At 60.9% G+C, this 26420-nt stretch carries 26 protein-coding genes and 1 pseudogene; 2 read left to right on the top strand and 25 right to left on the bottom strand.

Going from position 1 to position 26420, the window contains the following annotated elements:
* The first annotated feature begins 295 nt into the window (after positions 1-295).
* A complete protein-coding gene (locus ACIPSK_RS28125; protein WP_162116854.1) occupies positions 296-1372 on the top strand; it encodes a TraB/GumN family protein in 1077 nt (358 codons plus the stop codon).
* 12 nt (positions 1373-1384) lie between these two features.
* On the opposite strand, the gene ACIPSK_RS28120 is transcribed toward ACIPSK_RS28125, so the two are convergent.
* The 19 genes and pseudogenes from ACIPSK_RS28120 to sdhC form a co-directional block, all read right to left on the bottom strand.
* Complete coding sequence (locus tag ACIPSK_RS28120) at positions 1385-1885, bottom strand: cytochrome b (RefSeq protein WP_162116855.1); 501 nt, start codon at positions 1883-1885, stop codon at positions 1385-1387.
* A gap of 101 nt (positions 1886-1986) precedes the next feature.
* On the bottom strand, positions 1987-3393 hold the full coding sequence (gene lpdA / locus ACIPSK_RS28115; RefSeq protein WP_017966263.1) for a dihydrolipoyl dehydrogenase: 1407 nt from the start codon (positions 3391-3393) through the stop codon (positions 1987-1989).
* A gap of 94 nt (positions 3394-3487) precedes the next feature.
* A complete protein-coding gene (locus ACIPSK_RS28110; RefSeq protein WP_162116856.1) occupies positions 3488-4240 on the bottom strand; it encodes an SDR family oxidoreductase in 753 nt (250 codons plus the stop codon).
* On the bottom strand, positions 4237-4767 hold the full coding sequence (locus ACIPSK_RS28105) for a hypothetical protein (protein ID WP_162116857.1): 531 nt from the start codon (positions 4765-4767) through the stop codon (positions 4237-4239). Before ACIPSK_RS28105 ends, ACIPSK_RS28110 begins: the two co-directional genes overlap by 4 nt.
* Positions 4764-4943, bottom strand: a pseudogene (locus tag ACIPSK_RS28100) (DUF4241 domain-containing protein); the annotation flags it as partial. The pseudogene ACIPSK_RS28100 and the gene ACIPSK_RS28105, both read right to left, overlap by 4 nt.
* Positions 4944-5140: 197 nt before the next feature.
* Positions 5141-6403, bottom strand: coding sequence for a 2-oxoglutarate dehydrogenase complex dihydrolipoyllysine-residue succinyltransferase (gene odhB, locus ACIPSK_RS28095; protein WP_162116858.1), 1263 nt, complete (start codon positions 6401-6403; stop codon positions 5141-5143).
* A 39-nt stretch (positions 6404-6442) separates the two neighbouring features.
* Positions 6443-6751, bottom strand: a complete 309-nt coding sequence (locus tag ACIPSK_RS28090) for a YciI family protein (RefSeq protein WP_017966258.1) — start codon at positions 6749-6751, stop codon at positions 6443-6445.
* 16 nt (positions 6752-6767) lie between these two features.
* Positions 6768-9752, bottom strand: a complete 2985-nt coding sequence (locus tag ACIPSK_RS28085) for a 2-oxoglutarate dehydrogenase E1 component (RefSeq protein WP_162116859.1) — start codon at positions 9750-9752, stop codon at positions 6768-6770.
* A 169-nt stretch (positions 9753-9921) separates the two neighbouring features.
* On the bottom strand, positions 9922-10824 hold the full coding sequence (gene sucD, locus ACIPSK_RS28080; RefSeq protein WP_162116860.1) for a succinate--CoA ligase subunit alpha: 903 nt from the start codon (positions 10822-10824) through the stop codon (positions 9922-9924).
* A gap of 13 nt (positions 10825-10837) precedes the next feature.
* On the bottom strand, positions 10838-11329 hold the full coding sequence (locus ACIPSK_RS28075) for a DUF1579 family protein (protein WP_017966255.1): 492 nt from the start codon (positions 11327-11329) through the stop codon (positions 10838-10840).
* A 2-nt stretch (positions 11330-11331) separates the two neighbouring features.
* Positions 11332-12525, bottom strand: coding sequence for an ADP-forming succinate--CoA ligase subunit beta (sucC, locus tag ACIPSK_RS28070; RefSeq protein ID WP_017966254.1), 1194 nt, complete (start codon positions 12523-12525; stop codon positions 11332-11334).
* Positions 12526-12559: 34 nt separating this feature from the next.
* Complete coding sequence (gene mdh, locus ACIPSK_RS28065; protein ID WP_162116861.1) at positions 12560-13522, bottom strand: malate dehydrogenase; 963 nt, start codon at positions 13520-13522, stop codon at positions 12560-12562.
* Positions 13523-13697: 175 nt separating this feature from the next.
* On the bottom strand, positions 13698-14861 hold the full coding sequence (gene zapE, locus ACIPSK_RS28060; RefSeq protein WP_162116862.1) for a cell division protein ZapE: 1164 nt from the start codon (positions 14859-14861) through the stop codon (positions 13698-13700).
* A gap of 64 nt (positions 14862-14925) precedes the next feature.
* A complete protein-coding gene (locus tag ACIPSK_RS28055; protein WP_162116863.1) occupies positions 14926-15441 on the bottom strand; it encodes a protease inhibitor Inh/omp19 family protein in 516 nt (171 codons plus the stop codon).
* A 136-nt stretch (positions 15442-15577) separates the two neighbouring features.
* The gene (locus ACIPSK_RS28050) at positions 15578-16396 is read right to left on the bottom strand and encodes a nucleotidyltransferase domain-containing protein (RefSeq protein ID WP_162116927.1); all 819 of its coding nucleotides are present in this window, start codon (positions 16394-16396) and stop codon (positions 15578-15580) included.
* Between the two features lie 5 nt (positions 16397-16401).
* The gene (locus ACIPSK_RS28045; protein WP_003567268.1) at positions 16402-17181 is read right to left on the bottom strand and encodes a succinate dehydrogenase iron-sulfur subunit; all 780 of its coding nucleotides are present in this window, start codon (positions 17179-17181) and stop codon (positions 16402-16404) included.
* A gap of 18 nt (positions 17182-17199) precedes the next feature.
* Positions 17200-19041, bottom strand: a complete 1842-nt coding sequence (sdhA, locus tag ACIPSK_RS28040) for a succinate dehydrogenase flavoprotein subunit (RefSeq protein ID WP_162116864.1) — start codon at positions 19039-19041, stop codon at positions 17200-17202.
* A 6-nt stretch (positions 19042-19047) separates the two neighbouring features.
* The gene (sdhD, locus tag ACIPSK_RS28035) at positions 19048-19428 is read right to left on the bottom strand and encodes a succinate dehydrogenase, hydrophobic membrane anchor protein (RefSeq protein ID WP_017966248.1); all 381 of its coding nucleotides are present in this window, start codon (positions 19426-19428) and stop codon (positions 19048-19050) included.
* A gap of 10 nt (positions 19429-19438) precedes the next feature.
* Positions 19439-19834, bottom strand: coding sequence for a succinate dehydrogenase, cytochrome b556 subunit (gene sdhC / locus ACIPSK_RS28030; RefSeq protein ID WP_017966247.1), 396 nt, complete (start codon positions 19832-19834; stop codon positions 19439-19441).
* Positions 19835-20149: 315 nt separating this feature from the next.
* Here sdhC and ACIPSK_RS28025 point away from each other — a divergent pair, with 315 nt between their 5' ends.
* A complete protein-coding gene (locus ACIPSK_RS28025; protein WP_162116865.1) occupies positions 20150-20641 on the top strand; it encodes a hypothetical protein in 492 nt (163 codons plus the stop codon).
* Between the two features lie 73 nt (positions 20642-20714).
* Here the strand turns inward: ACIPSK_RS28025 and ACIPSK_RS28020 are convergent, their stop codons facing one another.
* The 6 genes from ACIPSK_RS28020 to ACIPSK_RS27995 all read right to left on the bottom strand — a co-directional run bounded on the left by ACIPSK_RS28020 (position 20715) and on the right by ACIPSK_RS27995 (position 26214).
* Entirely contained in the window at positions 20715-21068 is a 354-nt protein-coding gene (locus tag ACIPSK_RS28020; RefSeq protein ID WP_017966245.1) for a RidA family protein, read from the bottom strand.
* 186 nt (positions 21069-21254) lie between these two features.
* A complete protein-coding gene (locus tag ACIPSK_RS28015; RefSeq protein WP_017966244.1) occupies positions 21255-22124 on the bottom strand; it encodes a LysR family transcriptional regulator in 870 nt (289 codons plus the stop codon).
* 132 nt (positions 22125-22256) lie between these two features.
* Positions 22257-23321, bottom strand: a complete 1065-nt coding sequence (locus ACIPSK_RS28010) for an ABC transporter ATP-binding protein (protein WP_162116866.1) — start codon at positions 23319-23321, stop codon at positions 22257-22259.
* Between the two features lie 10 nt (positions 23322-23331).
* Positions 23332-24171, bottom strand: a complete 840-nt coding sequence (locus tag ACIPSK_RS28005) for an ABC transporter permease (protein WP_017966242.1) — start codon at positions 24169-24171, stop codon at positions 23332-23334.
* On the bottom strand, positions 24168-25052 hold the full coding sequence (locus ACIPSK_RS28000) for an ABC transporter permease (protein ID WP_017966241.1): 885 nt from the start codon (positions 25050-25052) through the stop codon (positions 24168-24170). The genes ACIPSK_RS28005 and ACIPSK_RS28000 overlap by 4 nt, the downstream gene beginning before the upstream one ends.
* Positions 25053-25137: 85 nt before the next feature.
* Positions 25138-26214 (bottom strand): extracellular solute-binding protein, encoded by a 1077-nt coding sequence (locus ACIPSK_RS27995; RefSeq protein ID WP_162116867.1) that lies wholly within the window; start codon positions 26212-26214, stop codon positions 25138-25140.
* Between the last annotated feature and the right edge of the window lie 206 nt (positions 26215-26420).

Here is a 26420-nt window from a genome sequence, read left to right as displayed (position 1 = left end):
CTCTTTCACGAAGATCATTGGAATATGGTCGTGTCATGGATACTGGCCTCCTTTCCAGTACCCATCAGGAATCACATATTTGCTGATTCGAGAATCTAGCGATTCCGAGAAGCGATGAACCGCTCTAGCGCATCGGAGAAGTACGACGCGCAGATTGAAAGTGTTAAAGCGCATGGCATCGATCCAATTGAATGTGAGGCGCTTTAAGCTTTCGTTAAGGCCTTCTCTTAAAGGAATATGCGCAAGCCGAGCGTAGAGCATGAAGCCTACGGAGCATGTGATCGGAACACCCATCATGACGACATCAATCGGCCGCCGGACGTCTTACCTCGCAGTGCCGGCCAATCTGTTGCTCTGGCTGATCGCAGCCTTTCACATGCTGCTTCTTGCCGCCCTGTTTGCCGCCTTCCTGACGGCAAGGCCGGCGGCGGCCGAAGATGTCGCCTGCACCGGCCGCAACCTGATGGTCGAACTGCAGCAGAGCGACCCTGCCCGCTATGCCGAGGCGCTGAAGGAAGCCGACGCCACGCCGAACGGCAAGGGCATCTTCTGGAAGATCGAGAAGCCGGGACTTGCACCCTCGTGGCTGCTCGGCAGCATGCATGTCACCGATCCGCGCGTGCTTGCCCTGCCGCCGCGCGCCCAGGCAGCCCATGACGCCGCCGACACCATCATCATCGAATCCGACGAGATCCTCGATGAGCGGAAGGCGACCGCCGCCCTGCTCGCAAAGCCAGAGCTGACGATGTTCATCGACGGCACGACGATCGATAAGCTGCTCTCCCCCGAGGACTACAAGCGCCTCGAGACCGGCCTCAAACAGCGCGGCATCCCGATCAGCGCCGTTTCCCGGATGCGGCCCTGGATGATTTCCAGCGCCGTCGCGCTTCCGGCCTGCGAAATCGCCCGTAAGGCGAAAGGCGGGCAGTTCCTCGACCAGAAGATCGCCACCGACGCCGTTGCTCAGGGCAAGCAGGTCAAGGGGCTGGAGACGCTTGCCGAACAGATCCAGGCCATGGCCGATCTGCCGGTCGAATTCCATCTGAAATCGCTGATCGAGACGCTGGAACTCGGCGACAAGATGAGCGATGTCGTCGAGACGATGACCGACCTCTACCTCTCCGGCGATATCGGCATGACCATGCCGATGCTGAAAACCGTGACACCGGAGGAGGAAGGCGAAAACAGCGATTATGCCGCCTTCGAACAGCGCGTCATCCTCGACCGCAACAAGGTGATGGCCGAGCGCGCCGCGCCCATTCTCGACAGCGGCAACGTCTTCATGGCCGTCGGCGCCCTGCACCTGCCCGGCAAGGAAGGCGTTATCGAGCTGCTGCGCCAGCAGGGCTTCACCGTGACCGCGGTAAACTGAGCCCGTCGGCGCTCAGCCGAGCGTCATTCGGCGCAGAACATTGCTTTTCCAATAGAACTGATGGACGAGGGCGCCGGCGACATGCGCCACGATCAGCGCCCAGAGAATGATTTTCAGCACATCCGCGTGGAACGAACCGGCGGCATCGATACCGAAATAGTAGGCGGCGATGCCGGAAAGCGGCATCGCGAAGATCAGGATGTAAAGGCCGGCATGGGCAAGCCTTGCTGCAAGACGGAAGATCGCCGGCTCCTGCGCGATCTCATCCGGAACGCCGTTGGTAAAACGCAGCCCGAGCCTGAGCGCAGCAAGCACCAGAATGGCGATGCCGACATAGGCATGGATATTTGCCGATGAAATCTGCTCGGGCGTCGGCACCTGGCCCCTGCGCATGAGGCGATGCCAGATATTCATGCCATCGGGAAACAGCAGGTTGAAGAAGATCAGCAGCGCTATGGCCCAGTGAAGAAAACGCTGGCTCAGGCTGTAACTCATGATGGACGGCTGCTGCATTTCTGGACCTTCGCGAATGCTGAACTCAACGATACGCAACAACTAAAACAGCCGCCTGCCTTCCGGCAAGCGGCTGTATGCTTTGTTACGAATATGTAAGATTACATATGGATCGGCTTGAAGAAGGTTGCGAGCGCAGCCTCTTTTACCGCTTCCGACATTGTCGGATGCGCGTGGCAGGTACGGCCGAGATCTTCCGACGAACCGCCGAACTCCATCAGCACGGCGATCTCGTGGATCATCTCGCCGGCGCCGAAGCCGACGACATGGCCGCCGAGCACCCGGTCGGTTTCCTTGTCAGCAAGGATCTTGACGAAGCCGTCCGTTGCCAGCATCGCGCGCGCCCGGCCGTTCGCCGTGAAAGGGAACTTGCCGACCTTGTAGGCGACGCCTGCCGCCTTCAGCTCTTCCTCGGTCTTGCCGACGGAAGCGATTTCCGGCTGGGTGTAGACGACGCTCGGAATGACCTCGTAGTTCACATGGCCATGCTGTCCGGCGAGGATTTCGGCAAGCGCCACGCCCTCGTCTTCCGCCTTGTGCGCCAGCATCGGACCCTTGACCACATCGCCGATCGCATAGATGCCTGCGACATTGGTCTTGAAGTGACCGTCGATCTCGACACGGCCGCGGTTGTCGAGCGTCACACCGGCTTCTTCGAGGCCAAGACCGGCCGTATAGGGGTTGCGGCCGGTGGCGATCAGCACGACCTCGGCGTCGAGCGTCACCTTGTCGCCGCCCTTGACGGGCTCGAAAGTGACCTTGGCGCCCTTGTCGCCCTTTTCGACGCCGGTAACCTTGGAGCTGAGATTGAATTCGATGCCCTGCTTGGCCAGCATGCGCTGGAATTGCTTGGAGACTTCGCCGTCCATGCCGCCAAGGATGGTGTCGAGATATTCGACGACGGTGACTTTGGCGCCGAGGCGCGACCAGACGGAACCGAGCTCGAGGCCGATGACGCCGCCGCCGACGACGATCAGCGTTTCCGGCACCTTCTCCAGTGCGATGCCGCCGGTGGACGAGATGATGGTCTTTTCGTCGATCTCGACCTGCACGCCGGGAATGCCGGCGACGTCGGAGCCGGTGGCGATGACGATGTTCTTGCCTTCGATCTCCTGCACCTTGCCGTCATCGGCGGTGACGGAGACCTTGCCGGCCGAGACGATCTTGCCGGTACCCTGGAAGGAGTCGATCTTGTTCTTCTTGAAGAGGAAAGCGACGCCGTCGACATTCGACTTCACCGTCGCATCCTTGTGGGCCATCATATTGCCGAGATTGAGCGTCGGCGCCGGGACGTCGATACCGAGTGCGCTCATCCCGTGGCCGGCCTGATGGAACATTTCGGAGGCATGCAGCAGCGCCTTCGACGGAATGCAGCCGACGTTCAGGCAGGTGCCACCATAGGTCGCCCGCTTTTCAACGACGGCGACCTTGAGGCCAAGCTGGGCCGCCTTGACGGCACAGACATAGCCACCCGGGCCGGTTCCGATAATGATCACATCGTAGGACATTGCTTCTTTCCCTTTGGATTTCGTTTTAATCGGCCGCGTGCGACATCAGGCCGAGGAACTCGAGAATATATTGCAGGCTGTTTTCCCAGTCGTTCTAGCGGCCGCCGCTCACATTGAGGATCGCGCCGGTGATATAGGAGGCCGAAGGCGACAGAAGATAGAGGATCGCATCGGCCACCTCCTCGGGCGTGCCCGCGCGCTGCATCGGGATCGACGGCGCCAGCTCTCGCGGCCGATCCGGCAGGCCGCCGGAGGCATGAAGGTCGGTTTCGATGACGCCGGGCCTTATCGCATTCACGCGGATACCCTCGGCTGCGACCTCGCGCGCCAGCCCGACGGTGAGCGTATCGATCGCCGCCTTCGACGCGGCATAATCGACATAGTGCGTCGCCGAACCGAGGACCGCCGCCATCGACGAGATGTTGACGATCGCGCCGCCCTTCCCGCCATGCCGGCTCGACATGCGACGTATGGCCTCTGCGGCGCAGAGGATCGACCCGGTCACATTGACGCGCAGCATGCGCTCGATCCGCTCTACCGACATCTCGTCGACGCGTTTGGGATAATCGACGACGCCGGCATTGTTGACGAGCCCGTCGAGCCGGCCAAAATGCCGGTCGACCGCAGCAAACATCGAGACGATATCCGCAGCCTTGCCGACATCGCCCTGGATCGCCACGGCCTCACCGCCATCCTCGACAATCGCAGCCACGACGGCATCCGCGGCTTGACGGTTGGCGGCGTAGTTCACCGCGACACGCCAGCCCTGACGCGCGGCAAGCCGTGAAGCCGCGGCGCCGATACCCCGGCTTCCGCCGGTAATGAGAACCACAGGTGCATCGCTCATGTCGCACACTCCTTAAATGTCAGCACGTCCCAGGGTGCCACCACGGCCTTGCCCTCGCCCCAAGCGCTGGATTCGCGGATGGCGGGACCAAGGCCGGGAAGCACGAGCTTCTCGGCTGCCTCAGCACCATCCGGTTGCAGATTGTCCATCTCGCCATCGGCGTCGATGCCGTAGACGGCGCCCTGCCACACCGTGCAGGCATCGAGGTCGGCGCCGGTCGCATCCCCCTCGGGGCAGTTGAACATCAGGATGCCGATGGCGCGCACCGGATCTTCCGATGGCATGACATAACCGTCCATCACGACGGGTGTCTTCAGCGCGCTGACCTTGAATTGGTTGCTGGCGGCGGCCGACGGTGAATTCAGCGGCGCAAAGCGCAATTCATAGGCACCGTCACGATCGAGGTAGACCGCCCGTTCCTGCTTGCATGCCGCACCGAACGTGGACGCCGGAACGCCGAAAAATGCAACGGCTGCGATTGCAGTCACGCCTTTCCGTCTCGTCGAGATCACGATCCTTCCGCTCATTGCAGCTTCGGCTCCTTCCGCCCGTCGGCATTCCCGACGCTGATATCCGTCAGCAGCACCAGCGCGCGGCCGTCCCTGTCGAGCCCCCAGAAAACCGGATAGAGACCGTCGCCCCAGCCGCTCCAGAACACTGCGACATTGCCCTTTTTGCGGGCAACAGGTCGGTGCAGCGCATAAGGCAGCCGAGGCGGAGACTGGGACATGCGCGGCGGCAGCGCAAAGAAGAAGGCGCGCCGCTCGCATGATCCGGTTCCGCATCGAAAGCGCTCCCCTTGAGCAATTCCAGCAAAAGTGTGCAGCGGTTTTGCGTTCGGAATTGCGTGAAAACAAATAGTTAGAGTATTTCCGTGATTCGAAGAAAAACGGAAATACTCTAGAGATCGAGAACCAGACGTTCCGGATCTTCCAGGCTTTCCTTGACGCGCACGAGGAAGGTGACCGCTTCCTTGCCGTCGACGATGCGGTGATCGTAGGACAGCGCCAGATACATCATCGGGCGAATGACCACCTGGCCGCCGATCGCAACCGGCCGCTCCTGGATCTTGTGCATGCCGAGAATGCCGGACTGCGGCGCGTTGAGGATCGGCGAAGACATCAGCGAACCGTAGACGCCGCCATTGGTGATGGTGAAGGTGCCGCCCTGCATGTCAGCCATGGACAGCGAGCCATCACGGGCCGCCTTGGCAAGACGGCCGAGCTCCTTCTCGATTTCGGCGATCGACATCTGGTCGGCGTCACGGATGACAGGAACGACGAGACCTTTGTCCGTGCCGACGGCCATGCCGACATGGCAGTAGTTCTTGTAGATGACGTCGGTGCCGTCGATTTCGGCGTTGACAGCCGGCAATTCCTTCAATGCATGCGTCACCGCCTTGGTGAAGAAGCCCATGAAGCCGAGCTTGACGCCATGCTTCTTCTCGAAAATGTCCTTGTACTTGTTACGCAGATCCATGACTGCCTTCATGTCCACCTCGTTGTAGGTGGTCAGCATGGCGGCGGTGTTCTGCGCGTCCTTGAGGCGCTTGGCGATCGTCTGCCGCAGGCGCGTCATCTTCACGCGCTCTTCGCGCGAGGCATCCTCGACCGTCGACGGGCCGCGCGCGGCGGCAGGCGTTGCCGCGGGTGCGGCCGCCGGAGCGGAAATGCCCTTGGCGACGGCGGCGATGACGTCGCCCTTCAGCACCTGGCCGCGCTTGCCGCTACCGTCGATCTGATCAGCGGAAAGATTGTTTTCGGCAAGCATCTTCGAAGCCGCCGGGGCCGGCGGCATGGTGGAGACGGAGGCGCTCGACGACGACGCAGCAGCGGCAACTGGCGCTGGCTGGGCAGCCGCCGCCGGGGCTGGCTGCGCAGGCGCGGCGGCCGGTGCGGCAGCAGCCGGCGCGGCCGCAGCGGCAGCACCTTCGGCGATCTGGCCGAGCAGCGCGCCGAGGCCGACGGTCTCGCCGGCAGCAACGACGATTTCCGAAAGCGTGCCGGAGGCCGGTGCCGGAACTTCGATGGTCACCTTGTCGGTTTCAAGCTCGAGAATCGGCTCGTCGACCTTGATGGCGTCGCCGACCTTCTTGAACCAGGTGCCGACGGTTGCCTCGCTGACGGATTCACCGAGAGTTGGAACGCGGATTTCTGTGGCCATTGTTCAGATCCTGATTTCGTGTGTTTTCGTTTATGCGTTTCAGACGGCGGGCGGCCGCGAGATGATCGAGGGCATCGGCAGGATATCGAAGCGGAAACCGAAACCGGAAGCGATGATAGGATCGCCGTCGGCAAGAAGCTGTGCCGCTGCTTGATCCTCGACTTCGACGATCGCCATGCCCCAGGCGCCTTCACCCTCGAAGACCGGGCCGACGACGATTGCCGATCCCGCAAGGGCGTTCCGATGCCAGTATTCGGCATGGCGTTTCATCGCCGCCATTTCCTCCCCGGTCCCGTCATGCGGGAAAGTGGGGCGCGGCGGCTGTAATCTCAGAAAGAAATAAGCCATTGCGCCCCCCCTTGTTTTAACCGCCCAATGCATCCTCGAGGAATGCGGCGAGCTGCGACAGATGCTTGGACATCAGGCCCGTCGCCGGCGAGGCGGCGGCCGGACGGCCGGTATAGCGGACGCGCTGGTACTTCGCGTCGATATGGGCGAGCACCCATTCGAGGAAGGGGTCGATGAACGACCATGCGCCCATGTTCTTCGGCTCTTCCTGGCACCAGACCATCTCGGCATTGCGGAAGCGCGACAGCTCGTTGATCAGCGCCTTTGCCGGGAACGGATAGAGCTGCTCGACGCGTAAGAGATAGACGTCGTCGATGCCGCGCTTTTCACGCTCTTCGAGAAGATCGTAATAGACCTTGCCGGAGCACATGACGACACGGCGGATCTTGTTGTCCTTCTGCAGCTTGATCGGGCCGTCCTTGATCACTTCGGCATCGTCCCAGAGCAGGCGATGGAAGGCAGATTCGCCGGCCATTTCGGCAAGCGTCGAGACCGCCCGCTTGTGGCGCAGCAGCGACTTCGGCGTCATCAGGATCAGCGGCTTGCGGAAGTCGCGCTTCAGCTGCCGGCGCAGGATGTGGAAGTAATTCGCCGGCGTCGTGACGTTGGCGACCTGCATGTTGTCTTCCGCGCAAAGCTGCAGGAAACGCTCGAGGCGGGCCGAGGAGTGTTCCGGACCCTGGCCCTCATAGCCGTGCGGCAGCAGGCAGACGAGGCCCGACATGCGCAGCCACTTGCGTTCGCCCGACGAGATGAACTGGTCGAAGACCACCTGCGCGCCGTTGGCGAAATCGCCGAACTGCGCTTCCCAGAGCGTCAGCGCATTCGGACGGGCGAGCGAATAGCCATATTCGAAACCGAGCACGGCCTCTTCCGAAAGCATCGAATTGATGACTTCGTAGCGCCCCTGCGTCGGCGAAAGATTGGCGAGCGGGATGTAGCGCTCTTCGGTTTCCTGATCGTAGAGAACGGAGTGGCGCTGCGAGAAGGTGCCGCGCTCACAATCCTGACCGGAGAGTCGGATCTTGCTGCCTTCGACGCAGAGCGCACCGAAGGAGAGCGCTTCCGCCATCGCCCAGTCGATACCCTCGCCGGTGGCGATCATATTGGCGCGGTTTTCCATGAAGCGCTGGATCGTCCGGTGCGCGTTGAAGCCCGCCGGGATCTCCGAGAGCTTGCGGCCGATCTCCTTCAGCGTCTTCATCGGCACGGCGGTCTTGCCGCGGCGCTGCTCGTCGGCATTGTCGGCCGTGCGCAGGCCCGACCACTCACCATCAAGCCAGTCGGCCTTGTTCGGCTTGTACTGCTGGCCGGCCTCGAATTCCTGTTCGAGATGGAGGCGCCAATCGGCCTTCATCTTCTCGACTTCGCCGTCCGTGAGCAGACCCTCGGCGACGAGGCGGGCCGCATAGAGCTGCAGCACGGTCTTATGGGCGCGGATCACCTTGTACATCTTCGGCTGCGTGAAGGACGGTTCGTCGCCTTCATTGTGGCCGTAGCGGCGGTAGCAGAAAAGGTCGAGCACAACGGGCTTGTGGAACTTCATGCGGAATTCGGTGGCGATCTTGGCCCCATAGACCACCGCTTCCGGATCGTCGCCGTTGACGTGCAGGATCGGCGCCTCGATCATCTTGGCGACGTCGGACGGATAAGGCGACGAGCGCGAGAAGGCCGGGTTGGTGGTGAAGCCGATCTGGTTATTGATGATCACATGCATGGTGCCGGCGACGCGGTGACCGCGCAGACCGGAAAGGCCGAGGATTTCGGCAATGACACCCTGGCCGGCAAAGGCCGCGTCGCCATGGATCAGCAGCGGCAGCACCTTGGCGCGTTCGGAAAGCGGGATGATGTCGCCGTCCCAGACGGTTGCGTTCATATCCTGCTTGGCGCGGGCCTTGCCCATGACGACGGGATCGACGATTTCGAGATGCGACGGGTTCGCCGTCAGCGAAACGTGGATCTTGTTGCCGTCGAATTCGCGGTCGGAGGAGGCGCCGAGATGGTACTTGACGTCACCTGAGCCCTCGACCTCGTCGGGAGCGGCCGAACCGCCCTTGAACTCGTGGAAGATCGCCCGGTGCGGCTTGCCCATGACCTGGGAGAGCACGTTCAGGCGGCCGCGATGGGCCATGCCGAACACGGCTTCCTTGAGGCCGAGATGACCGCCGCGCTTGAGGATCTGCTCCAGCGCCGGGATCAGCGATTCGCCGCCGTCGAGGCCGAAACGCTTCGTGCCCTTGAACTTGACGTCGAGGAACTGTTCGTAGCCTTCGGCTTCGACGAGCTTGGCAAGGATCGCCTTCTTGCCTTCCGGCGTGAAGGCCACACCCTTGTCCGGTCCTTCGATGCGCTCCTGAATCCAGGCCTTCTCTTCAGGATTGGAGATATGCATGAATTCGACGCCGAGCGTCGAGCAATAGGTGCGCTCGAGGATTTCGATCATCTCGCGGATGGTCGCGTATTCCAAGCCGAGCACGTTGTCGATGAAGATCTTGCGATCGTAATCGGCGGCCGTGAAACCGTAATTCTCCGGCGAAAGTTCGTGATAGTCGTCAACGGGAGCGGCGATGCCGAGCGGGTCGAGCTTGGCATGCAGGTGGCCACGCATGCGGTAAGCGCGGATCATCATGATGGCGCGCACGGAATCGCGCGTCGCCTGCAGGACCTCGGTGCTATCGGCAGGCTTGCCCTGAGCTTCGGCCCTGGCCTTGACCTTGGTCTCGATCACCTTCTCGACGATGCCCCAGTCGCCATCGAGAGCCGATACCAGATCGCCGCCGGCCGGAATCGGCCAGTTCTTCTTGCGCCAGGAAGCGCCCTTGGCCGCCCTCTTCACATCGCTGGGATCCTCCTCCAGCGCCTTGAAGAAGGACCGCCACTGATCGTCGACCGATGCCGGGTCCTCTTCATATCGCGCATAAAGCTGCTCGATATAGGCAGCATTGGCGCCATCCAGAAACGAGGTGATCTGAAACTGCTCGTTGGCTTCTTGCCGTGCCATGGTGATATGCGGACGCTTCCGTCCGCCTCCTGACTTTGATGAATTTGCCGGCTTGATGGCCGGCTGCCGCATTCCGATTGCCGCCTGTCCGCGGCGCATCTGCTGGTGTCGTGTCGTCGAGGCCGGGCGGGAGCGCAGATGCCGTTCCTCCGCCCGGTCTATAGGTGGCTTAGCCCTTGAGGACTTCAACCAGCGTCTTGCCGAGGCGGGCCGGGGATGGCGACACCTTGATGCCTGCCGATTCCATCGCCGCGATCTTCGATTCCGCATCGCCCTTGCCGCCGGAAACCACGGCGCCGGCATGGCCCATGGTGCGGCCCTTCGGGGCCGTACGCCCGGCAATGAAGCCAGCCATCGGCTTCTTGCGGCCCTTCTTGGCTTCGTCCTTGAGGAACTGGGCTGCGTCTTCTTCAGCCGCACCGCCGATTTCGCCGATCATGATGATCGACTGGGTGGCTTCGTCGGCCAGGAACATTTCCAGGACGTCGATGAACTCGGTGCCCTTGACCGGGTCGCCGCCGATGCCGACGGCCGTCGTCTGGCCGAGACCTTCATTGGAGGTCTGGAACACGGCTTCATAGGTCAGCGTGCCCGAGCGGGAAACGATACCGACCGAACCCTTGCGGAAGATCGAGCCCGGCATGATGCCGATCTTGCATTCTTCCGGCGTCAGGATGCCCGGGCAGTTGGGGCCGAGCAGGCGCGACTTGGAGCGGTCGAGGCGAGCCTTGACCCGCACCATGTCCATGACCGGAATACCTTCGGTGATGCAGGTGATGAACGGGATCTCGGCGCCGATCGCCTCGATGATCGCATCGGCGGCTCCTGCCGGCGGAACATAGATGACGGTCGCGTTGGCGCCGGTCTTTTCCTTGCCCTCGGCAACGGTTGCGAAGATCGGCAGGCTTTCGCCCTTTGCGCCGGTCCAGGTTTCGCCGCCCTTCTTCGGGTGGATACCGCCGACCATCTGGGTGCCGTAATAAGCGAGCGCCTGTTCGGTGTGGAACGTGCCGGTCTTGCCGGTTAGGCCCTGAACGAGAACCTTGGTGTCTTTGTTGACGAGAATGGACATGCGAGGCCTTTGTTTAGGAGAGGTTGGAAGACGTGGAGGACGCGCGACGATAGACGCCGCTGACGACCTCCTGCCAAGTATCGCTGCCTGCAGGCGAAAAGCTGACGCCCATCCGGTAGCAGTCTTCATTTTCAAATGTGAATACGGTGCGCTGGCTGCCGCGCGGCGAAGTCTTCATCAGCACAAGCTCATTGCCGTTCCACTCGCCGGACGCCGGCACGGGCGGCGCAAAACCTGCGGTGTCGAACTGATAGAGTTTATAGGTCTGGTCCGAAGCATCGAAGCCGAAAACATTTCGCGCCTCGAACGAAACAGTACCATCGCGCGTCTGGCGATAGCGCTGCTCGAGAAAGAACCCGCCGAACAACGCCTCACCGGAAAATTCGGCACTGGCCTTGCCTTCACTCGTCCACGCCGACGCCGCGACACGCTCGTCCCCTTCCCACACGCCGGCGAAGGCGTTGAGGCGGAAATGAGCAGCGGAGGGCGTGGACTGGAAGGTCATGATCAGCCGTTGATCGCCGCGACGATCTTTTTGGCCGCATCGTCCAAGTCGTCAGCCGCCGTGATCGCCAGACCCGACTCGTTCAGGATTTTCTTGCCGAGTTCGACATTGGTGCCTTCAAGGCGCACGACGAGCGGAACCTTGAGGCCGACTTCCTTGACCGCGGCAATCACGCCCTCGGCAATGACATCGCACTTCATGATGCCGCCGAAGATGTTGACGAGAATGCCTTCGACCTTGGGGTCTGCGGTAATGATTTTGAAAGCAGCAGCAACCTTCTCCTTGCCGGCACCGCCGCCGACGTCGCAGAAGTTAGCCGGCTCCTTGCCGTAGAGCTTGATGATGTCCATCGTTGCCATGGCAAGGCCCGCGCCGTTGACCATGCAGCCGATATTGCCGTCGAGCGCGACATAGGCGAGGTCCCACTTCGAGGCCTCGATTTCCTTGGCGTCTTCTTCGGTCTCGTCGCGCAGCGCCTTGACGTCGTCGTGACGGAAGAGCGCATTGCCGTCGAAAGACATCTTGGCATCGAGGACGCGCAGATGGCCATCCTTCATGACGATCAGCGGATTGACCTCCAGCAGAGCCATGTCCTTCTCGCCAAAGGCCTTGTAGAGCGCCGGGAAAAGCGCCTTGGCGTCTTCGGCGGCAGCGCCGTCGAGCTGGAGAGCCTTGGAGATTGCAGCAACGTCAGCAGCCGTCACGCCGGCTTCCGGATCGATGGCGATCGTCTGGATCTTTTCGGGCGTATCGTGGGCGACAGCTTCGATATCCATGCCGCCTTCGGTGGAGACCACGAAAGCCACGCGACCGACCGAGCGGTCGACCAGCAGCGAGCAATAAAGCTCGCGAGCGATGTCGGCGCCGTCTTCGATGTAAAGGCGGTTGACCTGCTTGCCGGCTTCGCCGGTCTGCGCAGTCACCAGCGTGTTGCCGAGCATTTCCTTGGCATGGGCGACGACTTCGTCGATCGACTTGGCGAGACGCACGCCGCCCTTGGCTTCCGGCGACAGCTCCTTGAACTTGCCCTTGCCGCGGCCGCCGGCATGGATCTGGCTCTTGACCACGTAAAGCGGACCGGGAAGCGACTTGGCGGCAGCTTCGGCTTCTTCAACCTTGAGAATAGCCACACCCTCGGCAACCGGGGCGCCATAGCCCTTCAGCAGAGCCTTGGCCTGATATTCATGAATGTTCATGGGTGTATCCCTATTTCGATTACTTCAGCGCCAATCACTTCAGGGCAGGCGCGATGTTGATGCAGGCTTCGCAGAGACCGGCGACGGCGCCGACGGACTTGTCGAAGGCTTCCTTCTCGGTCTTGTTGAGATCGATCTCGATGATGCGCTCGACGCCGCCGGCGCCGATGACGGTGGGAACGCCGACATACATGTCCTTGACGCCGTACTGACCGGAGAGGTGGGCAGCGCAGGGCAGCACGCGCTTCTTGTCCTTGAGGTAGGATTCGGCCATCTCGATCGCTGAGGCGGCCGGCGCATAATAGGCCGAGCCGGTCTTCAGCAGGCCGACGATTTCGGCGCCGCCGTCACGGGTGCGCTGGATGATCTCTTCGAGACGTTCCTTGGTGACCCAGCCCATGGTGACGAGGTCGGTGAGCGGAATGCCGCCAACCGTCGAGTAGCGGGCGAGCGGCACCATCGTGTCGCCGTGGCCGCCGAGAACGAAAGCCGTGACGTCCTGGACGGATACGTTGAATTCCTTGGCGAGGAAGAGGCGGAAGCGCGAGGAGTCGAGAACGCCGGCCATGCCGACGACCTTGTTGGCGGGAAGGCCGGAAAACTTCTGCAGCGCCCAGACCATGGCGTCGAGCGGATTGGTGATGCAGATCACGAAAGCGTTCGTGGCATATTTCTTGATGCCGGCGCCGACCTGCTCCATGACCTTGAGGTTGATGCCGAGAAGATCGTCGCGGCTCATGCCGGGCTTGCGGGCGACACCTGCCGTGACGATGCACACATCGGCGCCCTCGATCGCGGAATAGTCGCTGGCACCCGTCAGATTGACGTCGAAGCCTTCGACCGGCGACGACTGGGAAATATCGAGACCTTTGCCCTGGGGAATGCCGTCTGCGATGTCGAAGAGAACGATGTCGCCCAGTTCCTTCAGGCCGGCGAGGTGTGCCAGCGTGCCACCAATCATGCCAGAACCAATGAGTGCGATCTTGTTACGCGCCATTTCGCTGTTTCCTTTGCGATCAAATTCGTCGAACGGACGCCAAGGCACCGCCCAATGACGCAATCGCATAGACCCAAAGCCTAAAAATGGCAATCCATTATTTTTGATGCAGCGTTTTCAATCGTTTAGATACAAAAATACTTACGTAAACGTAAGATATTCTGTCACCGAATTGTTACTCTGCGGCGCGCTTCTCATGGTGCAGCGCAAGATATTCCGCACTGCGCATCTCGAACAGGCGCGAAGCCGTGCGGTCGAATTCGAAGCCCTCGATGCCCCGGCGTTGCAGCAGCAGTTCCTCCGGCATGGCCGCCGCGGAAATGTAAAGCCGCACGGCATGATCGTAGAACGTATCGACCATAATGATGAACCGCTTGATCTGGTTCCGCTTTTCCGGCCCGAGCAAGGGAATGTGATCGACGAAGACCGTATCGAAACGCTCGGCGATCGCCAGGAAGTCGACAGCCCCGAGCGGCTTGTCGCAGAGATCGGCGAAAGAGAACCGCGCCATGCGGTCGACGGCGAGCGGCACATGGATGTGGCGCCCCTTCATCGGAATATCCAGCGGCTGCGCCTTGCGCCCATGCAGCGCCTGCGTCCAGGACGCATCCATCGCCATGTCGTTATGGTCGTTGATCGGCACCAGATAGACCGGCTGGCTGCTCAGCTTCTCCATCCGGTAGTCGGTCGGCGAATCCAGGGTGACGACATCGACATGCTGCTTGAGCAGGGCAACGAAGGGCAGGAACAGGCTGCGATTGAGACCATCCGTGTAGAGATTGTCGGGTTCGACGTTCGAGGTCGCGACCAGCACGCATCCGCGCGCGAAAAGCTCGGAGAACAGCCGCGACAGGATCATCGCATCGGCGATGTCGGTGACCGTGAACTCGTCGAAGCAGAGCAGTTCTGCCTCGTCGTAAAGCGCTGCGGCGACCGGCGGCATCGGGTCGGCTTGTCTCGTCTCGCCGTTCTTGAGCTTCAGCCGGTGCGCCGCGATGCGGTTGTGCACATCCGCCATGAATTCGTGGAAATGCGCCCGGCGCTTCTTCCTGCACGGCGCCATCGCGAAGAACATGTCCATCAGCATGGTCTTGCCGCGCCCGACGCTGCCGTGGATATAAAGCCCCTTGATGCCGTCTGTGGATTTCTTCTTGGCGGCAAACAGCCAGCCGAGCGCGCTCGATTTTGCCGCCGGCAGCCGCTGCTTCAGCCCGGCGAGCACCCGGTCGAGGCTCTTTGCCACGTCCAATTGGGCAGAATCGACCTGGAGGGCGCCCGATGCGGTCAGCGCTTTAAGCTGTTCGCAGACGCTGAGCGCATAATCCGGCATTGGTTGCATGAGCGCATATCCGCCTGTCAGTCAATGGCGCTGACCCGCCGGTTCGTTTACCACGCCAGTTAGTTTACCGACTGAGGCTGATCGACTGGCCCGTGCTCGTCTGTCCCTGGAAGCGGTTGTCGGCCGTCTTGTAGACGCTGCCGAGCTGGTTGCCCGAGCGGTCCTTGAGCAGCACCTGCTTGCCGGCGACCTCCCAGGAGCCCATCGCCGTCAGCTCGCCGACGCAGCCACGCGTGCCGCCGCGCGAACCGCTGCCGAGATTGGTGAGCGTCAGGAACATGTCGCAGCTGCCGTTGACACGCCAGCTTCCAACCATCGATTCCTTGGTGATATCGAGCGCATTCGCGCCCATTCCGCCAGGCTGAGCGCCCGGCATCGGCGACGCCGACGCTGGTGCGGCCGGAAACTGCGAGCTGCCGGTCGGCGGCGGAAGCTGCCCGCCCTGTACGGAGGGCACCGGTTGCGCCGTCAACGGCGTCGGCACCGAGTTTGAGCTGGAGTTGTAATTATATGCCGTCCGATCACAACCGGCTAGCGCGAGAGCCACCACCAGACCTGTCATCGCATATCGCAACTGCATCATCATACTCCTGAATTCGGCCATCGCCGCAGAGAAACGGGCGTGAGACAAGTCCGATTATCGTAATTCGCTTTGGTTAATCAAGTCGGGCGGCATAAATTGCCCGCGACAACACCTAACCGAAAAACGATACAGTTCAACTGTCCCGCTGCAAAACTTCCTGCACATAGAATTTGTCAGCAAGGTGTTGCCCGCGTTCATCTCTGTCAGGATCCCTGTCGAACTCGCGCAATGTCTCGGAATAGCGCTCCAGTGCACCCTGCAGGAACACTTGCACCAGTGCCGGTGGCAGGCCCACACCCATTTCGCGCGTCTGCTTCTTGACATGCACGAGATCGAGTATCGCCGCCCGAAGTTCCGGCGCGATGGAGATCGTCTCAAGGCATTCCAGCATATTCATCGGCGGCAGCACGCGATATGAACGCTGCCGCATCCATTCGAGCGCGATGGCCGGACGCAGGGCATAGAGCAGCGTCTTCAGCTTGATCACGTCTTCGCCATGGCTTTGAAAATGCCGCCGCATAAGTCCGACATAATGCGCAGCGACCTTCTCCGGCACCATGACGTGATCAAGAAACGCGCCGAGACGGGAGCGAAAACCAGCTTCCTCTTCGTAGGCGATCGGCGATTTCAGCCATTCAACCACCACGGCGTTTCCCTTGAGCGCGAGCCGCAACGCCTTTCTGAGATCCCAGCCGCCTGTATCGATATCGCCAATGATCGGGAACTCGATGACATCGCGCGCCGAAACAAGAGCAAGATGATGTTCGACGGGACGGATGTAGACAAAGCGACAATCATAATCGCTGTCGGGAGATGGAAAGCCCCAGGCGCGGCTGCCACTTTCGATCGCAAAACCGATGCGGATGCCCTGTTCGCGCACCGATGCAAGCCGCGACCTGATCTCCGTGACGGCTTCGGGATCGAAGCCGTCGATTCCGCCATCGGTATGCATGCTGATCAAACCCGGCGCTCGACCATCATCTTCTTGATTTCGGCGATTGCCTTGGCCGGGTTAAGACCCTTCGGACAAGTCTGCGCACAGTTCATGATCGTATGGCAGCGATAGAGGCGGAACGGGTCTTCGAGATTGTCGAGGCGCTCGCCGGTCGCCTCGTCTCTGGAATCGATCAGCCAGCGATAGGCCTGCAGCAGAACGGCCGGACCGAGATAGCGGTCGCCGTTCCACCAGTAGCTCGGACAGGAGGTCGAGCAGCAGGCGCAGAGGATGCATTCATAAAGGCCGTCGAGCTTCTGCCGGTCCTCGTGGCTCTGCTTCCACTCCTTGGCCGGCGCCGGCGACACCGTCTTCAGCCATGGCTCGATCGAACGATGCTGGGCATAGAAGTTGGTGAGGTCCGGAACCAGATCCTTGACGACGGGCAGATGCGGCAGCGGATAGATCTTCACCGCACCCTTGATATCGTCGAGGCCCTTGGTGCAGGCGAGCGTGTTCGTGCCATCGATATTCATCGCGCAGGAGCCGCAGATACCCTCGCGACAGGAGCGGCGCAGCGTCAGCGTCGGATCGATCTTGTTCTTGATGTAGAGCAGACCGTCGAGCACCATCGGCCCGCAATCGTCGACATCGATATAGAAGGTATCGATCGACGGGTTCTGACCATCGTCCGGGCTCCAGCGGTAGACGCGGAACTCGCGGGTGTTCTTGGCACCCGCCGGCTTCGGCCAGACCTTGCCTTCGCGCATCTGAGAATTCTTGGGGAGAGCGAGTTCAACCATGTCCGGTTCCTCTTGAGATCAGTATACGCGAGCCTTCGGCTCGATCTTATGCGGATCGATGCCTTCCGCGATCAGATCGGTGTGGACCGGCCGGTAATCGAGTTTCACGTCGCCTGCCTCGTTCACCCAGGCGAGCGTGTGCTTGCGCCAGTTGACGTCGTCGCGGCCGGCGAATGCACCCTCGGTATAGTCCTCGCGTGCATGCGAACCGCGGCTCTCCTTGCGGGCCTCAGCGCCGTAGATCGTCGTGATGGCGTTGGCCATCAGGTTCTGCAGCTCCAGCGTCTCGACCAGATCCGAGTTCCAGATCATCGAGCGGTCGGTGACCTTGATGTCCTTCATCTCGCCCCAGATTGCCGAGATACGCCGGCAGCCGGATTCCAGCGATTCCTGCGTGCGGAAGACGGCGGCGTCTTCCTGCATGGCGCGCTGCATCTTCTCGCGCAGCTCCGCCGTCGGCGTGCCGCCGCTGGCGTGGCGAAGACCGTCGAAACGGTCCATGATCTTGTCGCAGGCGGCGACATTGAGATGCGGGATCGGCGCGGCGCGGTCGATCACCTCGCCGGCGCGGATCGCCGCGGCGCGGCCGAAGACCACCAGGTCGATCAGCGAATTGGAGCCGAGGCGGTTGGCGCCGTGCACCGAGGCGCAGCCGGCTTCACCCACAGCCATCAGGCCGGGGATGATCCGTTCAGGATTGGCACCGTCGGCGTTCAGCACTTCGCCCCAATAATTCGTGGGAATGCCGCCCATATTGTAGTGAACGGTCGGCAGAACCGGGATCGGCTCGTGCGTGACGTCGACGCCGGCGAAGATCTTGGCGCTCTCGGAAATCCCCGGCAGGCGTTCATGAAGAACGGCCGGATCGAGGTGGTCGAGATGGAGGAAGATGTGGTCCTTCGCCTTGCCGACACCGCGGCCCTCGCGGATCTCAAGCGTCATGCAGCGCGAAACGACGTCGCGCGAGGCAAGGTCCTTGGCCGAAGGCGCGTACCGCTCCATGAAGCGCTCGCCCTCGGAGTTGACGAGGTAACCGCCTTCGCCGCGCGCGCCTTCGGTGATCAGACAGCCCGAACCGTAGATGCCGGTCGGGTGGAACTGAACGAATTCCATGTCCTGCAGCGGCAGGCCGGCACGCGCCACCATGCCGCCGCCGTCGCCGGTGCAGGTATGGGCCGATGTTGCCGAGAAATAGGCGCGGCCGTAGCCGCCGGTCGCCAGCACCACCATCTTGGCGGCGAAGCGATGGATCGTCCCGTCGTCGAGGCACCAGGCGATGACGCCGGTGCAGCGGCTGCCGTCTTCCGACATGATCAGGTCGAGCGCGAAATACTCGATGAAGAATTCGGCATTGTTGCGCAGCGACTGGCCGTAGAGCGTATGCAGGATGGCGTGGCCGGTGCGGTCGGCAACGGCGCAGGTGCGCTGGACCGGCGGGCCTTCGCCGTAATTCTGCATATGGCCGCCGAACGGGCGCTGATAGATCTTGCCTTCCTCGTTGCGCGAGAACGGCACGCCGTAATGCTCGAGCTCATAGACCGCCTTCGGCGCTTCCATGGTGAGATACTGCATGGCGTCGACGTCGCCGAGCCAGTCGGAACCCTTGACGGTGTCGTAGAGGTGCCACTGCCAGCTATCCGGCGTCATGTTGCGCAGCGAAGCGGCGATGCCGCCCTGGGCCGCGACCGTATGCGAACGGGTCGGGAATACCTTGGTGATGCAGGCCGTGCGGAAACCCTGCTCGGCCATGCCGAGCGTCGCGCGTAAGCCCGCGCCGCCGGCGCCGACGACGATCACGTCGTAGGAGTGATCGACATACTTGTAGGCCTTGCCGTTCTGGGCGGGGGAAATCGGTGCCATGTCAGCTTATCCTACGAATGCGATTTTCAGAATGGCGAAGAGACAGAGGCCGGCGATCACGATCGCAAAGAACGTGTTCAGCATCAGGAGAGCGATCTTGCCGAACTCGCCATGCACGTAGTCCTCGATGATGACCTGCATGCCGAGCTTCATATGGATGACGCCAGATATTACCATCAGGCCCATGACGACCGCTACAAACGGGTTCGACAGCGCGCGAACCACATCCGCATAGGGCGCGCCGGCATAGGCGATCATGAAGATGACGAAGAAGAGGATCAACGGAATATTGGAGACTGCGGTCAGCCGCTGACGCCAGAAATGGCCCGTGCCTTCCTTGGCGGAGCCGAGCCCGCGAACCTTGCCGAGGGGGGTGCGCATATCCATGAGAGGACCTTCAGAAGCGAATGAGGAAGCCGATCACCCAGACCAGCACGGTCAGACAGAGCGACCCGATGATGTTGGCGATGGCGAGCTTGGTCGAGAATTCTTTCTCGAGGCCATAGCCGAGATCCCACATGAGATGGCGGAAGCCGCCGAGCATGTGGTGCAGCAGCGCCCAAGTGTAGCCGAGAAGCACGAGCTTGCCGAGAAGGCTGCCGAGCACCCAGTTGGCCCAGTCGTAGGAGCCCTGGCCGCTCGCCGCCGCGATCAGCCACCAGGCGACGAGCAGCGTGCCGACGTAGAGCGCACTACCGGTGATGCGGTGAACGATGGACATGACCATGGTGGGAATAGGTTTGTAAATCTGCAGATGCGGCGATAGGGGCCGGTTATTTGTCACATTCGCCATCAGAACCTCGCGGCAGCTTCTCTGCGCTCCCGGATTTCGGAGCATGCTCAGTCAACCACACGAATGACAAAATTCTCTGTGTGCGTTGCATCAATTGCGACGTTTAATCACCGGGAACGCCGACGACAAGCACAATCGCTGTCTGCTTTTAATTTAATCGATTCGCGTTACTGGGAAGTTTGCAGGCTAAAGAAACTGGTCTCTTCCGCTCAAATTTTGTGCCGGTTGTCCGACCTGAATGGACATGCTCCGGATTTTGGCGCAATCTGGCGTTAACGATTTGTTAGGGATCGGAATTCCGGAGGCCGGCCACCCATGTTTCGCAGTCTGTCCGCACTCGCCCTGCTTGCCCTGTCCGCGCTTGCTGCACTTCCCGCCGAAGCCGGTGACCGCCGCGACGATCATCGCTTTCCCGGCCACCGTCACGATTTCCACGGTGGATTATTCCTCGGCGAACGTATCGGCTGGCGCGATCGCGGCATCCTTTTCGACAACGCCTATCGATATCGGAACCGCAAAGCACGGATGCCGTTCCTGAAACAGTTTTCATCGCCGGCAACCAATCGCTTCGCCCGCAGCAATCTGCTCGTCGTCGTGCCCCAGGCGCAGGGTGGTGACGGCGGCACCTATGCCGGCTCTTCTTATGTCTATCAGGCTGATGGCGGAACCTATGTCGGCGGCGACGGCTATGGCTTCTATCCCACAGCACAGCCTGAGCAACTGGCACCGAAGGCGAAAGTCATCGATATCGCGGTGCAGGATGATCCCTGCGCCTACGAGGCCAAGGTCTGTGTCATCCGGCCTTAGCGCATGATGCCAAAAGTGCGGAATTCCGCTCGGCTTCGCTGACAAGGCTATGAGGATGACGAGCGCAGGCGGCTCAAATTTGCCCGGCCCTACTCTTTCGCGACGCGGCCACGTCAATACGGATGGCGCACATCGGCGGCAGATTCTTGTCCTCAAACGTCGCCCGCCGTGGCGTTCCGCTATCCGGCATCCAAGCATCCCAAGCTCTGTTCATTTCCTCGAATGAGGCAAGGTCCCTGAGCCAGATGTTGACGAGAATGATCTCTGACTTGTCGGTGCCTTCGCGCAGCAGCATGTCATCGATGCGCTCCAGTATTTCGTTGGTCTGCGCTGTGACGCTTGCTCCCCTCGTCAGGTTTGCGACCTGGCCGGGCAGATAGGCGGCATCTGCGAGGAGAGTTTCGTCAACTTTGGCTTGCCCCATCATCGTATTCGCAGACTTCCATGTATGCTTGAGATTGGGCCGTCGACCCTTCATGGATCACTGTGGGGCTTCGCTCGCCATTCCGGTAGGAGGAATTAAATTGACCCGATATAATGGAAGGTGAACGCTCCCAGAAGGAGTTGGAGCAGGATGTCGTCCGAAACCGATCACATTTTTCGGCATCATGCTCTAGCTGGACAATATGGCCGTATGCCGCGAAATGAAGTCCACAAGATAGCGCGCGCCTTCGGCCGTCTCGGACTGAGCATACAGACCGATCTCGATGCGCACCGGACCGGGCAGGTCCGCCGATCTGTCAAGCGTCCGGCAGCCCTCCGGTTTCGTGTTGAGCATCATTGGCGCGATACCGATACCGACGCGAACCGCGGTCGCCATGGCCACCAGCGTCGATGCGACGCACGCCGTCTTCCACTTGATGTTCCGCTGGGACAGAGCCGCAATCGTCGGAAGCGTCCAGGGACACTCCTCCTCGAACATGATGATGGGAAGCGGCTTTTCCGTATCCGCCACAAAGTCGGATCTGACCGTCCACATCAAATATTCGGTCCAGATCAGGGTCGGTTTTCGCGCGAGGCAGGTGATGTCGCAAACTACGAGATCGAGCTTCCTGTCTTCAAACAGGCTGGCGAGGCGACGATTCGGCTCGACGATGATGTCGATCTCGACCTTCGGGTTCTGGGCTCTGAAGGCACTAAGAATGTCGATCAGGTGGCCGGCTGCGAAGTCCTCGACGACGCCGAGGCGAATGCGGTCCTCGATCATCTTGCCTGTCAGCCTTTTCCCGACCTCATCGCTGAGGGCGACCATTTCGCGGGCATAAGCCAGCATGATCTGCCCATGGCTCGTCAGCTCGAGGCCCTTTGACGAACGCGAAAACAGCGTAACGCCGACAAGCTCCTCCAGCTTGCGGATCTGCATGCTCACGGCCGCCTGCGTTCTGTTCAGCTTGACGGCTGCTCCATTGACGGTGCCGATTTCCGCGACGGTCAGAAATGCACGAAGCAGATAAGAATCAAGATCAAGCATCAGAAGCCGCATTCCATACTTTGTGGCACTCGAGAGCCGAAGGCCTCTCTGCCCGTAAGTGGATATTGGACGAACCATGTCCTTCCGGCAACTGGTGACCCTTAGCCCGGGCGCAGTGCAAAGCTGCGCCCCATCCATGCCAGCTTATCGCGCAAAGAGAACGCATGCCTCGGGGGGAATGGAAACGCTGATCTCCTGCCCACGAGCGAAGGCTATGTCTGGACGGTTCGGGCAAGCCGAGATTATGCGGTCGCCAGTGGCGAGGTCCAGAACGACATGCCTGAAGGCACCGAGTGTCACGACGTCGGCAACGCGCCCGGGCATGGCTCCGGCAGCCGGAACACCGGACGATATCTCGATGCTTTCCGGCCTCACGCAAATCTCGGCGGCACCTGAAAGACTTGCCGTGGACGCGACCGGGAACTCCCAGCCGGATTCGGAGCGAAATTTGCCGGCCGTTCCGCCCGCGGCCGAAATCGAGCCATGAATCCAATTCGTCCGACCCATGAAATCCGCGACGAAACGCGAGTCTGGACGCCAATACACATCATCCGGCTTGCCGGATTGCATGATTGCTCCACGGTTCATCACGAATATCCGCTCTCCCAGGCTCATCGCCTCCTCCTGGTCGTGGGTTACCACGATGGCGGTCGAGCCGACCGCGGCGAGCACATCCTTCAATTCGGTGCGCAGCTCGTGGCGAAGTTTGGCGTCGAGGGCCGACAGCGGCTCATCCAGAAGAAGGAGGCTTGGATGGGTGGCGAGCGCCCGCGCAAGCGCAACACGCTGCTGCTGGCCGCCGCTCAACTGGTGCGGCCGCCGCTGTCCGAAACCGACGAGCCGGACGAGCTCAAGCATCTCGGCAATGCGGCGCGGTATTTGCCCCGGCGGATGGTTGCGATGGCGAAGTCCGTAGCCGATGTTCTGTTCGACGGTCATATGCGGGAAAAGAGCGTAGTGCTGGAACAGCAGCCCGACATTGCGCTCATAGGGTTTCAATCCGGCCATCGGCTCGCCGTCGATCAAGATCGAACCTTTGTCGGGCCGCTCGAATCCGGCAATGAGCCGAAGAATGGTGGTCTTGCCGCAACCGCTCGGTCCAAGCAGTGCGATTGTTTCGCCTGGGTTCACCGAAAAGGAGATATTGCCAAGGGCGACCGTTTCGCCGAAGCACTTGCTGACCCCTTGAAATTCCACGGCAGAAATCATCGTATTGTCCTCATGAACGAAACAAACCCTGACCGACGACGGTGTCGAAGCCGACGACACGGTCCAGCACGACGATCAGCAACGCGGTGACGGCAATCAGGACCACGGCCGCCGCAGCGATCGTCAGATCGAAAGCCGCGCGCATATTGCTGACCAGCGTAACAGGCAAGGTCGTTGCGGACGGATCGCTCAGGAAGAGACTGATCGATACGTCATCCATCGAAATTGCGAAGGCGAAGATCGCGCCGGTGACGACGCCCGTCCGCATCAGCGGCAGGGTAATGGTCCAGAAGGCCTGGCGCTCCGTGGCGCCGAGAACCATTGCGGCTTCCGTCAATCGGTGGTCGCTGCCGAGAAGGCTGGCGAGACTGGTCCTTATGCAATAGGGCAACGTCACGATCACGTGGCCGAGGAGCAGGCGCGCCATACCATTTGTGATACCGGCCTTGGAAAGGAAAAGCAGCAGGCCGAATCCAATCACGACCGGCGGGACGATGAGTGGCGAGAGAAAGGCCGAAGTCAGCGCTGCCTTTCCCGGAAAATTGCCCCGGGCAAGACCGACAGCCGCCGCAGTTCCGATCGTAACGGACAGAACCGTCGTGAGTACCGCCAAGATGAAGCTGGTGCGCAGGCTGGCAAGGATATCCGCCTGGGAGACGAGCCGTTCGAACCAATGAAGCGACAAGGCAGGTGGCGGCATCGGGCCGAGGTAGGTCCTGGCGTCGAAAGCCATGACGCATGTTATCACCAGCGGGATGGCGAGGAACGCCAATCCAAGGCCGATGACACCGTAGGCAAGGGAACCGGCAATCCGGTCTCCGGTTCGCGCTGCAAGAGACTGCATGCTCATCGGGAAACCCTCCGCGCCTGCGCAAACGTGATGACAGCGACGACCGCCAAGGCCACGGCAAGCATGACGAGCGAGATCGCCGCGCCGCTCGGGTAGTTGGCGATATCGCTGAACCGGGTGTAGATGACGTTCGACATGAAAAGCACCCGGCCCCTCCCGAGCACCATGGGAATAACGAAGGCGCTGATCGCGAAAGTCAGCGAGACAAGCGTGCTTGAGATCAGCGCCGCGAAGCTCAGGGGAAGCGTGATCGACAAATGGGCTTTCCATCCTGGCGCGCCGAGCGACTGGGCTGCATCGAGCAGACGCGGATCGATCGATTGCATCGCGCCAATCAACGTCAGCGTTGCGACCGGTATGATCGAGTGAACCAGACCCGCAATAACGACGATATTGATATATTCGCGGCTGTTGGGCGAAAGGCCCAGTGTCAAGAGGAAGGGTCGGAGGATGCCAACCGACCCGAAGGTCAGTTCGATCGCGTACGTCTTGATCAGGACGCTGGAAAGTACAAGCGTAATCAAAAAACCGAGGGTGAGCGTGCGCATCCGCGGCGAAATGCGCCGCACGATGAAATAGGCCAGCGGGAATGCCACAAGCTGGCCGATGATCGCGGCAACTCCACCGATCCAGAAGGTCGTCAGCAGAACGCTTGCAAACGCCTGGTTTGCAAGCTCGTAATAGTTCTGAACCGTTGCCGCGGCATTTTCCACGGAGCCGACGCGCCCCGGCGTAAACTCCTTCAAGCTTTCGATTGCCAGATTGATGAGCGGTGACAGAAAACCGAATGCGAACACCAGCAGGGCTGGCCCGAGCGTCAGGGCCGCATCTCGACGATCCGGAATTGAAATGGCAACGGGTTGCCGCCTTACCTTGGTCATGATGAAACAGCCTTTTCCTCGCCCTTGCGGCCATGAGAAAGGGAGGTTGTCGAAGCGCGCCTACGACAACCTGCCGCGAGGTGTATTACAGCAACGGGGCGATATCTTGCTCCCAGCGCTTGGACCAGGCATCCTGCTGTTCGAGAACGACATTGTAGTCCGGCACATAGACGAAGCTCGAAAACTCGTCCGACGTGAAGGCGAGATGCTTGAGGTTGTCGGGCGTAACCGCCTTGCTGTTCAACGGCGCCTCGCCAGCCACTTTGGCGTAGAGCGAGTTCATGTCCGGGCTGATCGCGAAGTTGACGAAATCGAGCGTTGCCTTGGTGTTCGGTCTGTTCTTCAGGACGCCGAAGCCGCTCTGGTAGAGGAAGGCTTTGAAGTTGCTGTCCTTGGTGAAACGCATAACCGGGAAGTTTTTCGCCACCGCCGCCCAGCCGGGCTCGGCGAAGAAGCCGACGGAGGTCTCGCCAGACGTCAGCGAATTGGTGAAATCGATATCGGTGACGGCGACGCGGCCGATATTGCCGGATTTCGCCAATTCCTTCATGAGCTTCCACCCGGGTTCCATATTCGTTTCACTGCCGCCGGCGTGAAGGGCGAGCGCGACAATCTGGAGCATCATGCTCTGTGTCGGGCCTGGCCAGCAGATCGCGCCCTTGAGATCGGGGTTCAGCAGATCATCGATGGTCTTCACGGCGATCGGAGCCGTGTCGGTTCGGGCACCGAAATACATGCCGCCAACTGCGCGTGGCACCGCTTTTATATTGCCCTTGCCATCACGAATAATGATTTTCTCGGGAATATTCGCGAGGTTGGGAACATCGGCAGGATTGATGGTCTCGAGCCAATCCTCCTTCACCATGCTGTTGAACGAGCCTTCCCAGCCGGCGACGTAGTCATAGTCGACATTCGGCCAGACGGCCTTGATCTTTGGCAGGATCGCGCCCGCGCCGCCCTGGTGAAGAACCCAGTTGAATGTCGCCGCATTCTGGTCGGCGGCAATCTGCTTCATCGCTTCAACGACATCACCGCCCCATTCGACGGCGGTGAGATTGCCGCTGCCGGCTGCGGCGGATCTTGCAAACCCGGTCATCGTGCCGGCAATCCCCGCGGCTGCGGCGGATCCGAGGAAGCGGCGGCGTGTCATATCGTGCAACATGGTAGGTTCCCTTTGTTGTCGGCCCTCTGCCGGACCGTTCGCATCGGAGACTGATTGGAGGTTGCCAACCGCGGTAGTGGGAAAATTCTCGCAGGGTTATAAAGTTTTCTGAATGCACTGATGGACGCACTACCCGCATCGCGGAGCCTCGTCGGATCCAAGCTATCAATAATCGTTATATCCCCTCTCGAATTTTCGCGGTTCCA

The sequence above is a fragment of the Rhizobium sp. LARHSG275 genome, assembly GCF_052871115.1.
This window is presented reverse-complemented; position numbering and strand designations above follow the sequence as displayed.

Coding starts and splice junctions, on each gene's coding strand:
- ACIPSK_RS28125 (WP_162116854.1), top strand. CDS start 296: ATGACGACATCAATCGGCCGCCGGACGTCTTACCTCGCAGTGCCGGCC.
- ACIPSK_RS28120 (WP_162116855.1), bottom strand. CDS start 1,885: ATGCAGCAGCCGTCCATCATGAGTTACAGCCTGAGCCAGCGTTTTCTT.
- lpdA (WP_017966263.1), bottom strand. CDS start 3,393: ATGTCCTACGATGTGATCATTATCGGAACCGGCCCGGGTGGCTATGTC.
- ACIPSK_RS28110 (WP_162116856.1), bottom strand. CDS start 4,240: ATGAGCGATGCACCTGTGGTTCTCATTACCGGCGGAAGCCGGGGTATC.
- ACIPSK_RS28105 (WP_162116857.1), bottom strand. CDS start 4,767: ATGAGCGGAAGGATCGTGATCTCGACGAGACGGAAAGGCGTGACTGCA.
- odhB (WP_162116858.1), bottom strand. CDS start 6,403: ATGGCCACAGAAATCCGCGTTCCAACTCTCGGTGAATCCGTCAGCGAG.
- ACIPSK_RS28090 (WP_017966258.1), bottom strand. CDS start 6,751: ATGGCTTATTTCTTTCTGAGATTACAGCCGCCGCGCCCCACTTTCCCG.
- ACIPSK_RS28085 (WP_162116859.1), bottom strand. CDS start 9,752: ATGGCACGGCAAGAAGCCAACGAGCAGTTTCAGATCACCTCGTTTCTG.
- sucD (WP_162116860.1), bottom strand. CDS start 10,824: ATGTCCATTCTCGTCAACAAAGACACCAAGGTTCTCGTTCAGGGCCTA.
- ACIPSK_RS28075 (WP_017966255.1), bottom strand. CDS start 11,329: ATGACCTTCCAGTCCACGCCCTCCGCTGCTCATTTCCGCCTCAACGCC.
- sucC (WP_017966254.1), bottom strand. CDS start 12,525: ATGAACATTCATGAATATCAGGCCAAGGCTCTGCTGAAGGGCTATGGC.
- mdh (WP_162116861.1), bottom strand. CDS start 13,522: ATGGCGCGTAACAAGATCGCACTCATTGGTTCTGGCATGATTGGTGGC.
- zapE (WP_162116862.1), bottom strand. CDS start 14,861: ATGCAACCAATGCCGGATTATGCGCTCAGCGTCTGCGAACAGCTTAAA.
- ACIPSK_RS28055 (WP_162116863.1), bottom strand. CDS start 15,441: ATGCAGTTGCGATATGCGATGACAGGTCTGGTGGTGGCTCTCGCGCTA.
- ACIPSK_RS28050 (WP_162116927.1), bottom strand. CDS start 16,396: ATGCATACCGATGGCGGAATCGACGGCTTCGATCCCGAAGCCGTCACG.
- ACIPSK_RS28045 (WP_003567268.1), bottom strand. CDS start 17,181: ATGGTTGAACTCGCTCTCCCCAAGAATTCTCAGATGCGCGAAGGCAAG.
- sdhA (WP_162116864.1), bottom strand. CDS start 19,041: ATGGCACCGATTTCCCCCGCCCAGAACGGCAAGGCCTACAAGTATGTC.
- sdhD (WP_017966248.1), bottom strand. CDS start 19,428: ATGGATATGCGCACCCCCCTCGGCAAGGTTCGCGGGCTCGGCTCCGCC.
- sdhC (WP_017966247.1), bottom strand. CDS start 19,834: ATGGCGAATGTGACAAATAACCGGCCCCTATCGCCGCATCTGCAGATT.
- ACIPSK_RS28025 (WP_162116865.1), top strand. CDS start 20,150: ATGTTTCGCAGTCTGTCCGCACTCGCCCTGCTTGCCCTGTCCGCGCTT.
- ACIPSK_RS28020 (WP_017966245.1), bottom strand. CDS start 21,068: ATGATGGGGCAAGCCAAAGTTGACGAAACTCTCCTCGCAGATGCCGCC.
- ACIPSK_RS28015 (WP_017966244.1), bottom strand. CDS start 22,124: ATGCGGCTTCTGATGCTTGATCTTGATTCTTATCTGCTTCGTGCATTT.
- ACIPSK_RS28010 (WP_162116866.1), bottom strand. CDS start 23,321: ATGATTTCTGCCGTGGAATTTCAAGGGGTCAGCAAGTGCTTCGGCGAA.
- ACIPSK_RS28005 (WP_017966242.1), bottom strand. CDS start 24,171: ATGAGCATGCAGTCTCTTGCAGCGCGAACCGGAGACCGGATTGCCGGT.
- ACIPSK_RS28000 (WP_017966241.1), bottom strand. CDS start 25,052: ATGACCAAGGTAAGGCGGCAACCCGTTGCCATTTCAATTCCGGATCGT.
- ACIPSK_RS27995 (WP_162116867.1), bottom strand. CDS start 26,214: ATGTTGCACGATATGACACGCCGCCGCTTCCTCGGATCCGCCGCAGCC.